This window comes from Spirosoma flavus, from assembly GCF_054778555.1.
Map to the genome: position 1 here is coordinate 692625 of NZ_BAAGZL010000002.1, position 12420 is coordinate 705044.

6 protein-coding genes are annotated in these 12420 nt (G+C 48.5%); all 6 read right to left on the reverse strand.

From position 1 onward, the window contains the following. Positions 1 to 167: 167 nt before the first annotated feature. On the reverse strand, positions 168 to 1874 hold the full coding sequence (locus ACYVF1_RS11960) for a tetratricopeptide repeat protein (protein WP_461078931.1): 1707 nt from the start codon (positions 1872 to 1874) through the stop codon (positions 168 to 170). A gap of 732 nt (positions 1875 to 2606) precedes the next feature. After that, on the reverse strand, positions 2607 to 6098 hold the full coding sequence (locus tag ACYVF1_RS11965) for a VCBS repeat-containing protein (RefSeq protein WP_461078933.1): 3492 nt from the start codon (positions 6096 to 6098) through the stop codon (positions 2607 to 2609). A gap of 20 nt (positions 6099 to 6118) precedes the next feature. Next, a complete protein-coding gene (locus ACYVF1_RS11970; RefSeq protein ID WP_461078935.1) occupies positions 6119 to 7153 on the reverse strand; it encodes a GntR family transcriptional regulator in 1035 nt (344 codons plus the stop codon). A 22-nt stretch (positions 7154 to 7175) separates the two neighbouring features. Next, positions 7176 to 7313, reverse strand: a complete 138-nt coding sequence (locus tag ACYVF1_RS11975) for a hypothetical protein (RefSeq protein WP_461078937.1) — start codon at positions 7311 to 7313, stop codon at positions 7176 to 7178. 294 nt (positions 7314 to 7607) lie between these two features. Next, the gene (locus tag ACYVF1_RS11980; RefSeq protein ID WP_461078939.1) at positions 7608 to 9110 is read right to left on the reverse strand and encodes a RagB/SusD family nutrient uptake outer membrane protein; all 1503 of its coding nucleotides are present in this window, start codon (positions 9108 to 9110) and stop codon (positions 7608 to 7610) included. A 9-nt stretch (positions 9111 to 9119) separates the two neighbouring features. After that, entirely contained in the window at positions 9120 to 12410 is a 3291-nt protein-coding gene (locus ACYVF1_RS11985) for a SusC/RagA family TonB-linked outer membrane protein (protein ID WP_461078941.1), read from the reverse strand. Positions 12411 to 12420: the final 10 nt, after the last annotated feature.

Consider the following 12420-nt stretch of genomic DNA (forward strand, 5'->3'; position numbering starts at 1 on the left):
AAAACGAGTCTGATTCTGATCCACTTTTACTTTCCGGCAGGGTTGGCAATGTAGAAACAGAAAAGCAGACGGGCGGTGCTCATCTGCTTTTCTGTTGAATTTTCGTTTGATCTTCAGCTTTTCCGATAGTATTTCCATTTCCAGTTTAATGCTCTGAAGCATTATTCTCAATAAACAGAAGAAACAGGTAATTGCTCGGCCTTTGCAAACGCGGCCCGATAGCCTGCTTCAATCGACGCTAATTCCGTCTTTTTGTTTTGCCCGGTCAACGCCCGGTGAAGCCCCACCATCGACCAGCCATTACCTGGGTTATGCGCTAAATCCTGTCGGTAAACGACCTCAGCTTCCTGCCATTTGTTCATTTCCAGCAAATACGCACCTAAAAACTGTCGGGCGGGTAAAGGCCAGTCGGCAGGTTCGGTGTAAATTAATACGTCCTCAATGGCAATTGCCTTTTGTAGGGATGCCAGCGCCTGATCCTGCTTTTTGGTGGCAAACAAAATAGAAGCATTCAGAATATGCTCCGCAAGTTGAGCCGATGGGTATAGAGCATTAAAAGGGATACGTCGCTTTTTCAGAATCGGGTCTTTCAGTCGCTCCCGAAGCAATTGCAGCTGCTGCTCCGCTTCAACCGGTTTGTTGGTACGTATCAGGGCCATTCCTCTCGCAAAATGATCCAGCAGATTTGCGTATGGCCAGTTCTGATCCGGTTTAGGCGTAGCTAACACCTCGTTCCATTTCCCCAACCTGACCAGCGTGAGCGACGGCAACATGTATAGATACTGATCATACGGATTATCGGCAACGGGCGCTACTGATTTGCGGCAACGTAGCGCATCGATTAATCCTGTTTTGTACATGCCTCCCGTCAGGGCGCAGTACGTCTGCACGGCAAAATAATGGGGCGAATGCTTCACTAATCCCAGGTTCGCAGCCAGTGAATCGTACGTAAGCAGATTGTCATCGGCCAGATCATTGACAATCACTCCTTGTAGAAAATACCCGTTACGTTGGTATTCATGGCTCGACATATGGACCATGTGCGCTACCCCCGGAAAGAGCGTTTTGAGTCGATCAGCGTTTGGAAACGCTACTTCCGGATGTTTAGAAGCTTCCGTAAGATGAATATAATAGTGCAACGCTCCCGGATGATCGGGCGAAGTTTCCAGTACGTTCTTGCTGATATCAACAACCTCCTGCGTCCAGGCTTTGGGCGTACCGTCATTGTTCCAGAAGTCCCAGGCGTGCATCAACATAACTGCGTCAACGTACAGCATTTTGCTATCGGGGTCATTAAACTCAGTAATCAACCGTCGGGTTGCGTTGGCGTAGGCCTGATTTAATTGTTTACGTTGCGCATCTGCCGGGTCCGAATTGTAGCGGGTATTCATCACCTCAATCAACTTTTTCTCTTTTGGGGTGGCCGAAGCAGCTAGCTCGTTCATGCGGCTCAGAATGGTCGACATATCGGCAGGAACCTTGTATAAATGAGCCGAATTATAGTACGGTCCACCTGCCAACGCCTGCCCCCACCAAGCCATCGCCGACGTAGAATCCAATCGGGCAGTTTCCTTAAATGAAGCCATAGCTTCCTTCATGTGGTAGCTATAATACATGGTCAGTCCCTGATTGAAATAAAATTGAGCGCTATCGACGCGGGTAGAGATGGGATACGAGTACGCTCCCCAGCCGGGTAGCGGTACGATGAATTTCCCATTTTCCATCGGAGAAATCAGGCCATCTGCACCCGCTCCGCACATAACGATCGAGTTGTTTTTGTCACTCTTTCCGTCCAGGGGATTCGTCAAATTGCTCAAAACCAGGAAAGCGCCTGCCAGCAAGGGCGTTATGAGCAGCATTAGAACGTATTTCATAGCCGTATTTTCGATGCATTGTCACGTAGTATCCGGGTTCACACTCGCTTCTAAAGCGTTTCTCCGACCCGGTTTCGAGACGAACGTACTAATTAATCCAATCCCGGCAACCATTTTTTGACTATTTGGTAGCTCTTGTAAACCCTAAACAGTCGCTTTCAGAGTGACTGTTTTCTGCGTTTTTTACTGACAGTGATTATGGTCAGGCTGACGTAGTAACGTCCCATTTGCGTTAATTTCTTCTTATAGATGGAGAAGAGTTAATGGCTGTTCCTGGCAAAAACGCGTTTTGTTTTCCTGTCAATTGCGTCTCCTCTCTCATTTATTCTATAAATAGTCGTTGTTTAGACGCCATTACTTAGAATAATACAATCTTATCAAATACCACTTATCGCCATTTTTTGGTGGTTTATACCTCAAAATCTACGCTTGGTAAGGTTTTGATTGTTTACTGAGACTTCTATCCCTCATCTTTGTATCATCAAACACAAACAACTACTACTAATGAAAACGAATTTTTTGCACATCAATCGCCCGGCCCGCCCTCGCATTATTGAAGTAGGTGGCCCAGTAATCGGCCTTCGTGGTCGTACAATTTACCGGATGCGGGTCCGCTAAGCGGCTGCTTCCCTGGCGGTGAGCTCCCGATAAATGGGAGCTTTTTTTATGCCTTCCCCGTTCATTTTCGTACCAAAAATACCAGACCTAAACTCATTACAGACCAACAAATAACTATTCGAGTACTCCGCGCATTAAATTATAACGAAATACCTGTAACCGCTCATTGACGTTTCCAACAAGAGTTAGCTTACCGCCATCTTTCATACGTAACGAACAGATTGATTTTGCCTCTTTATCAGCTTGTATACCAGTATATTTGGATATCTTAAAATTCCCGTGACCGTCTCCCACCAAAAGTGAACCTTTCGATGCGTCATGCCAGCCGCCGATGGTTTCCGATGCGTAGGAGTTACCAATGAGCAATGCGTCAGTGTGTCCGTCTCGATTGAAATCGTCGGCCAGAATACCGTGTACTGGGGCAAATTGGGTTTCCTGTGGCAGCGGATGCGCTTTAAAGCTGCTACCAATATTTTCAAAGTACATTGTTCGGAATTCAGTCGCCTTAAGGTGATACGCTGATTTAAGCTCATCTTCCGTAAACGATTCGTTGAACGTAGCATTTGCATACGTCTCGAAATTCGGGAAACGACGTTTCATGGAGGGAATCTGCGCCGTAAGCAAATCGCGGGTTTGCCGTATCCATTGCTTCCCCTCGTTGTAATACGTCATAATCGGATCGATACGTCCGTTTTTATCAAAATCGGCGGCAAACAACTCCATCGGCTGTTCGGGCGACGCTTTGTATTTGGTATTCAACCCCAGATTTCCAGCCATTAAATCCGTATCGCCATCGTTGTCAAAATCGGCAGCAACAAGCGAATTCCACCAGCCGGTGGCTTTGGGCAAAGGGCTTTGGGCAGAGGGGCTGGAACGTAGCAGATACGGCTTCAGGTCTTGCCCTTTGTCCAAAGCCCTTTGCCCCTGGCTACCTCGCAACACCGTAATTTGCATCCATTCGCCACAAAGGGCCAGGTCTTGCAGACCATCTTTGTCGAAATCAGCCCAGACAGCCGACGTAACCAGGCCAATGTTTTGTAGTTCAGGAGCGGCTTGCGCTGTTACGTCGATAAACCGACCGCGTTCATTTTTGAGCAAAAAACTTTTGGCCTGCATCGGATATTGCCCCGGAATTAGCCGACTTCCGCGAAACAAATCGAGGTCCCCATCATGGTCAAAATCACAGGCAGTTACGCACGAACCACTGTTATTGATGGCGGGTATTGCCTGACGGGATAGCGTTAAATGACCTTGCCCTTCATTTATGTAGAGCCGATCCTGATAAGCGTCCGACGGACCATTGGCGTGGCTCCCACCGCTGACTACATACAAATCCTGATCCCCATCCTGGTCGGCATCGAAAAACAAAGCGCCTGTATCTTCCTGGTTTACATTTTTAGGAAGTTCCGTTTTTGTAAAATGACCATTCGATTGCTGGAAATACACATAACTTTTCTGTCCAAAATCCGAACCAATATAGACATCCTCCAAACCATTTCCATCCACATCTGCGACTGCCATCGGCGGCCCATTCTGCGAATGTTTATGTGGTAGTAAAGGCGTCTGCGCAAAATCATTAAACTCACTTTCGACATGAACATAATCCAGACCAAGGTCAGCGGCAGAAACTTCCTGAAAGTAAGCGCGCGACGTAACGCTACGTGGTTTGTACTCCCCAATTGGCTCATAAGCGATACGTAGCAATTGATTCGCTTTGACATTACGCAGCATCTGATACGTTCCATTATTCCAGATGACCTCCACAGAATCAATTACCGACGTATCACCCAACCCAAAATGCAGGTAAGGCTCGACCGACGATACGTATCCCCGCGTCGGATTGAACTCAGCCGTTTGCGTATGATTTCCGTAATACACATTGACGCGGGTTCCCTGCGATGGATTCCGTTCGAGCGCCAATCGAAGCCACGAATTAGTATGCCCCTTGTCCTCTGCCCTTTGCCCCACACTATTTTCATACACAAAGGCTTCATCATCAATAGCATTGATTACTACGTCCAGATCACCGTCATTATCTAAATCAGCATAAGCAGCCCCATTGGAGAAATTTGGCGCATCAAAACCCCATTGCTCCGATACATCCTCAAACGTCAAACTGCCTTCTGCACACCGATTTCGGTAGCAGAAATCAGCCAGTTTTACATCTGGAAGCTCCATCAGCTTTTTGTAAGCTTTTTTATTTTTCTCCTGCTCATCACCAAAACCTCCAGCGTGTAAATCAGCCAGATAAGCCGTGAAATCCAGATTTGTTACGTCGCGCCGATAGCCATTGGTAATCAGTAAATCACGATACCCATCATTGTCAAAATCAGCGAACAACGGCGCCCAGCTCCAATCTGTCCTATCAACCCCTGCGAGTTGGGAAATTTCGGAGAAGCCCATCTTCCCTACACCCAACTGCAACGTATTGCGCATGTACTGAGGCTGGTAACCCATTTGCAAATCCATGCGAAATCGGTCGTAATTGTATCCGGGCAGCATCATTTTCTGCCGCTGATTTGTGTTTGGCAACATATCGACGACCATGATATCGGGCAGCAAATCGTTATTGATATCGGCAATATCGACACCCATTGCGTTGTGTGTCTGGTGCTTCAGATAATCAGCCGCCCGATTTGTGAACGTACCGTCTTGATTATTAACCCACACCAAATCATTCGACAGAAAATCATTCGCGCAGTACACATCTTCCCAGCCGTCGCCATTCAGATCAGCAATGGCAATTCCCAACCCATACCCCTCCGTCAGAATACCAGCCTCACGGGTAACATTGGTGAAGTGTGGGGTTGGGCATGGGGCATAGGGAATAGGGTTAGCTTCTCCGGATTTCATATCCTTAACCCTCTGCCCAGAACCCTTTGCCCCTTGCCCTCTGCCCTCTGCCAAACACCCATCATTTCGATACAGCCGATCGTTGCTGGGCGCTTCGCCGTTTACCATTTTCGGACGTAGCGCATTGCGATTGTATCGGTCGAGGGCGTTAGTCAGTACGTAGGCATCGAGGTCTCCGTCGTGATCGTAATCAAAAAAGGCGGTTTGGGTACTGTAACCCATGTCGTTCAGGCCGTATTCGCGGGCCATTTCCAGAAAGCGAACGGGACCACCTTTTTTCTTTGTCTGATTGATAAATAGCAGATTAGCGCGTTTGGTCGTGTCTTTGTCGTAACCCGCTACGCTCACGTAAATATCCTGCCAGCCATCCTGATTCAGGTCAACAACCGTAACGCCCGTACACCAGGCATGCGTCGTTACGCCCGCCGATTCCGTTACGTCCTCGAAACTGAGTGGTGATTCATCATCCTTTCCTTTGCTTAGGTATAACCGGGACGAAACCTGATTTCCCGTAAAAAAAATATCCTGCCAGCCATCATTATTGAAATCACCGATACCGACGCCCCCACCATTGTACAAGTATTCAAAACGCAGAATATTCACCGAATCCGATTCCTGAATTCGGTTATTGAACGTAATGCCGGTCTGCGATGAGGGGAGTCGCCGGAACAGTTTTGGCGTCGAGGGTTTATGTCCAACAGCCCAGGCTAATGAAGCCACTACAGGAATCAGGAGCAAAAAAAGTCGTTGCATGATGGATCAGGCGAAGGGATTTACAACGAACCTCGGTCGATAAATTGCATCGGAATGCGGACGGTCTGTTTCTGATTCTGGGCAATGATACTCGCCAGATTTCGCCCAATCGTCGCTACGTCGGTTTTTATCACCGAAATACCTCCGCCCAACACCGATTTGTAACTGGCATCGTTGAATGATACAATGCCTAGTTCATGGCCTAGCTTCAAGCCTTTTCTGCTTGCGTCCTGAATAGTCGTTATTAAATCGTCATCATCTACAAGCAGGTAAGCCGATCCTCGTTGCAAAGGCGCTTCATGAACGTCATCCAACACTTGCCCGTTTAGATGATGCGTTTCCGTAAATTCCAGAAATGCACTGTACCAGTCAGCGGGAATGTATTCGTTGTCGGTCGTGACGAAATTCAGTATGTGATAGTTACGGAATGTAGCGGCATTCGCTTCCAGAATAGACCGGAAATGTTCGCCACAACCGAAACGTACTGATGCGCAGTTTCGCGGAGCCGTTGCCGTTGAACCATCCAGAAAAATGAGCCGGTCAGATGGGATTTTCTTCAGCAATTCAGCTAAGTCGCAGATTTCGCCCAAATGGTGCGGCATCAGCACGAAATAATGGTAATTACCCGCCTGTTTTTCAAGCCCGTCGAGCAGGTAATCGCGCTGGTATTCGTAGGCATAAATATCGACTTTGTAGGATTTGCCTAACTGTTCGCTAACTGCCTTAAAAATAGCTCGATTGGTTTCGCTTATGGCCCCCGTCAGGAACAATACTCGTTTGACGATTTTACCGTGCGAAATGAAAAATCCCTTTCGGTACAACGACGTAATGTGCCCGCTTTTAAGCAGGTTGCAATACGCTTTTTCGACCGTAGCGCGAGCCAGATAATACTCGGCACTGGTTTCGTTGATACTCGGCAGTCGGTCGCCGGGTTTGAAGATACCGGCTTCAATTTGAGCAATAACGCCATTGATAATTTGTTGGAATTTGGGCGTTTTTCCGTTTTCGTCAATCCGTAAAAAAGATTCGTTGCGAATCGCAGTTCCCCCAATCATAATCGTTGCGGTTGGTGATTTATTACATCCAGCCGATACCCAGAACCAGCAACAGCATAATCAACAGGACAATCAGAGCTTCGAGCAGATAGCTTTGTTTATCGCTCAGTAGTTGCCTAAGCTTGCTGATATAATGCCGTATCAGTCGGGTAAAGGCCATAGGTTGATGCCGAAACGAAAGTAGACTGATGCCGAAAAATCGACTTGGACGATTTGTACAAAAACTTAGATGATAATTGCAAAGGGGCTTTTTATTACGAAAACAGCCCAGATACAAGGTGTCTGAGCTGTTTATTCTAAACCTAGCTTATGCAATTGCAATAGGCTTTTACCAACCTAATTTGAAATCTTCCCTGTTGCTGTGTCCTCACAGCAACTTATGCGGTAGATAATGTATTGCTGACGCATAGGTCGCTGTGAGGACACAGCAACGGGAGGTAATGTTTTTCGTATATTAATACCCCGGATTCTGCTTGACATTTGGATTAAGATTCGTCTCGATGTCAGGAATGGGGTAGTACAGATTTTTTTCCACCTTGAAGGCTACGTCGGTACGGGCTGAACTCCAGTTAAAGGAAGCCAGATTGATTTTACCAGCCATATGCCAACGACGTAAATCGAGCCAGCGGCTGCCTTCTTCTCCGGCTAATTCACGTAAGCGTTCGCCCATGATCCAGTCGAAAATTTTGGCTTTGTCGGTTTCGGTAGCCGCGAAATTAGCGGGCGATGTACCGCCTTTTACCATTTCCCTAGCACGAGTACGTACCTGATTGATCAAACCAATCGCTTCCGTTGTCGAACCACCTGATTCCAGAATCGCTTCAGCTTTCAGCAGCAGTACGTCGGCATAGCGAAGAATGCGAGGATTATTGACCGACGCTACGCCCGACTGCGATTTCTGATCGCCCGTATGCCAGTACTTGTAGAACTTAAGAGTTTGCGGTTCAAACGTAGAAGTAATACGTGGGTCGCCAGCATCGAAGGCTTGCGCTAATTTCTGCGTAGCGATATAAGGCGCTTGGCCGCCTAACTGCGAGCTATTTTCGTACCAACCCCAGAACGCCGACGTAGAACCGACGCCGTTCCGCTGAAAATCATTGGCCAGCCACACGTTGTCAAAATCGGGTTGCGAAGCTTGAAATTCAAACAGCGATTCGGCATTGTTCTCGGTTTTTACATCGAAATTATCGTTGAAATTCGGCACCAGACTAACACCCGATATTTTGTTGAATGCCGTAATGGCCGCCGTAAAATCAGCCGCTGCCTTCTTGGCCGATGCTCTGAATACCAACGCTTTCCCTAACAGTCCATTCGCCGAATTGCTGGTCACGCGCCCACGGTTAGCAGCATCCCAGGTGGCAGGCAATAACGTAGCAGCATCGGTGAGGTCTTTAATCGCCTGATCGAGCAGTTCAGTATCTTTTGAACTCGGCGGAGTGATTTTATCCGGCGTCTGAATCCGTTCTGTAATCAACGGCGACGTACCGTAGTAATTCCAGAGCAGAAAATTTGTGTAGCCGCGCAGAAAAAGCGTTTCACCACGAAGCCAGTTTTTTAGATTAGCCGTTTTGATAATACCTTTTTCGGCATCCAGTTTCTGTAACGCCGTGTTAGCCCGGCTAATTAACTGATAAGCAGTCCGATAAAATACCTGATTCTGACCCGTTGAAGGCTGTAACGTACCAAAAATCTCGAATGCATACGTACCTGTCGACGTAATATCATCGCCCGGTAACTGCCAGAAACCTTGTATAGGCGAACCCGCATTAAACCAGTAATAATCAGTCAGTTTGGCATATACACCCAGCACCGTCTTGTTAAAATCAGATTCTTCGGTGAAATATGACGCTTCGGTTGGTGAGAGCGGTTGCAGGTCGAGGTTTTTCTCGCTGCAACTTGCGTAAAATAGTGTCGTAAAAACGACGGTCAAGACAACGATTATCGAATATTTTTTCATGTTCAGGAGTTAGAAAGTAGCCGAAATACCCATGGTGATCGAACGTACCGGCGGAATCAAATCACTGCCGCCCCGGTCAATATCCTCAGGATCAAGACCTGTCCACGGCGTAACGACAAACAGGTTCGTTGCGCCTACGTAGGCACGTAGGCCGTTTATGAAACCAAGCGAGCGTGTCAGCGAAGCAGGAAGTGAGTAGCCTAACTGCACGTTTTTCAGGCGCAGGAAAGCGGCACTTTCGACAAAGCGGTCAGAAAAACGGTTGTTCCCAGCTGGGTCTGAGCGAACGGCGCGAGGCATCGTGGTGGATGGATTTTGCGCCGTCCAGCGATTCAGGGTGGTTGTCCATTGATTACTACCTGCGCCACTCATGTTTTCACCAGCCGCCCGCCAGCTATTGTAGCGATACACATCACCAACTCCCTGAAAGAAAATCGACAGATCGAAGCCTTTGAAGCTGCCGCCCAGGCTAAATCCGTAATAATATCCGGGAATGCTGCTACCCAGGAATGTCCGGTCGTTGGTGTTCACTTTGCCATCGGGCGTTTCCGAACGAATTTGTCCGGCATCTTTCGGATCGCCATACACATCCTGAAAATACATATCGCCCGGCGCGAAATTGTTGTTGTTGATTGCATCCGAATTTTTGGCCTTCCACGCATCGATTTCGGCCTGATTCTGGAAAATGCCACCTTTTTTATACCCCCACAGATAATTCATTGGCTGGCCCACTTCGATACGTCCATACTCGTTTCCGAAGGGAAGATTCTGGAATGTCGACTCGACGCGATTTTTCACCGTGGTCAGGTTACCGGAAATGTTGTACCGAAAATCTTTGCCCACCGTACCGTTGTAGCCAAGCTGAAATTCCATCCCGCTGTTCCGTACCGAGGCAATGTTTAGAATCGGCTGGTTCTGATTACCCACGCTAGCGGCCAGGTTTGCAGCCTGCAAAATCCCGGAAGTCAGGCGATTATAATATTCAACCGTAGCCGTCAGTTTCCCTTTCAGGAACGATCCATCAAAACCTAAACTGGTCGTTTTGCCGATTTCCCAGGTCAAATCCTGCACTGGAAAATCAGGCAGCGACGTGCCGTTCAGCAACGTACCAATCCCGTTTCCATTCCCCGAACCCAGTGCGTAATCGGGCGCATCAGAAACGAGTGATAGATACGCAAACGAGCGCGTTTCCTGATTACCCAGCTTGCCCCAGCCCCCGCGAATTTTTAGGTCATCGATGAACGTAGCGGTTTTCATAAACGGCTCAGCACTGATCCGCCAGGCCAGCGAAATCGCCGGGAACGTACCCCATTTATAACCCGGCGCAAACCGCGAAGCCCCATCCCGACGAACCGTTGCATCAACGTAGTACCGGCTGGCGTAGTTATAGCTCACGCGTCCCAAATACCCTTGCAACGCGTTTTGGTCGCGAAACGAACTGACATTGGTATACGGTTGTATGTTCGTCAGGCTTCGAAATTCTGGCTGGGCGTACTGAATCTGCGACGCGCCACCCTGCAAAAACTCATACGTGTACTTCTGGTCCATCGCGTTCAACAACACATCGACATTATGATCGCCAAACGACTTTGTATAATTGATACTGAACTCTTTAACAATGTTGGCATTTCGCGAATGCCGCTCACCATAGGTTCCTTTTGAGGTGCCATCACCCACCGAATACGGGTTACCGGGATTTTGCAGGAAGAGGTAATTATTGACCGCTGTCCAGTCGTTACGTCGGTTATAATACCAGTCGACGCTGAGCGTACCTTTGAATTTCAATCCCAGAATCGGCTCAACCTGCACAAACGCCGTTCCGATATTCCGTAGCAGCGAATAAGTTCGGTCGGACGTAGCGACCATACCGTAGAGGTTGTTGTTCGTTTCCGGCCCCCATAGCAACGTAGTGGCGTCGACAACGAAAGGCGGAATAGAAGGCAAATACTGCGGCCGCGACGTAACGGGTGTTCCTAATTCGGGGTTCGGCTTGAAAGTTAAATTGACAGATGGCGCGTAACCCAACGGCCCGTTGGGATCGTAGATCTGCTGCCAGGGCGACGTTTCAGCCGCATACTGTAACGCGCTTGGCGTGTTGTCAACCGCTTCAGAGTATGCCAGCCGATACGTTAATCCGGCCGACAGATATTTCGACACTTTCGTATCGACGTTCGTAGCCAGCGAATACCGCTTTAAACTGTTCTGAATCAGAGGCCCTTCGGTATTCGTATACCCTGCCGATACGTAGTACCGCGTCGCATCGTTACCGCCCGAAATCCGAAGGCTGTAGTCCGTATTGGGAGCGTTTTTGTTCAATAAGGGCGTTTGCCAGTCGGCAGTGGGTTTATTGCCTAGATAAGCCGCGTTGGTGGGGTCGAATTGTACGGGTAAGTTCTTGGCTTCGTTGGGGTTATTGGCGTAGGCTTCGCGGTAGAGCGCCACAAATTGCGGTACGTCGAGCATATTCAGTTTCTTCGTTACGTTCTGAATGCTGTGCGAAATCGATACGTCGACTTTTGGTGCACCGCGCGCTCCTTTCTTGGTCGTAATCAGGACTACGCCGTTGGCGGCCCTTACCCCATAAATAGCCGCTGCCGACGCATCTTTCAGCACAGACATCGACTCAATATCGTTGGGGTTAATCATCGACAATACATTCACATTCCCCCGAATGTCGCGGGTGACCGAACCACTGGCATTATCCGTTCCCGAACCATATTCCGTCAGCGGAATACCATCCACTACGTAAAGCGGCTCAGCGTTCCCGAACGTACTAACCCCCCGGATACGTACCTGCGGACGCGCCAGTGGACTACCTCCTGGTGTCGATACGTACACGCCCGCCATCCGGCCTTGCATGGCCAGTTCCGGCGCCTGCGCAACGCTCTTACTGATTTCTTTGGAAGAAACCGTTGAGATAGCTCCCGTCAGATCTTTTTTCTCCCGCGAACCATACCCAATAACTACAACTTCGCTCAGCGAACCTTCTTCGGCCGCAAGGGAAATGGTATAATCATTAGCATTGGTGATCGGCACTTCTTTCTTAATGTATCCGACAAAGGAGACGACGAATTGCTGCGCGGAGTTAGGTACCGACAGACTAAAATTACCATTAGCATCGCTGGTTGTCCCTTGCACCGAACCGGCAATTACGATATTGGCACCCGGCAAGGGTGTGCTGTTGCCCGCGTCGAGAACCTTCCCTTTTATGGTCCTGGTTTGTGCATAGGCGCTACTGAAAAGGAGTAGCAAGATCACTGCCATTACCAGATTTCTGGGAATAGAGTAAGGCTGATTCATACGTGTCGTT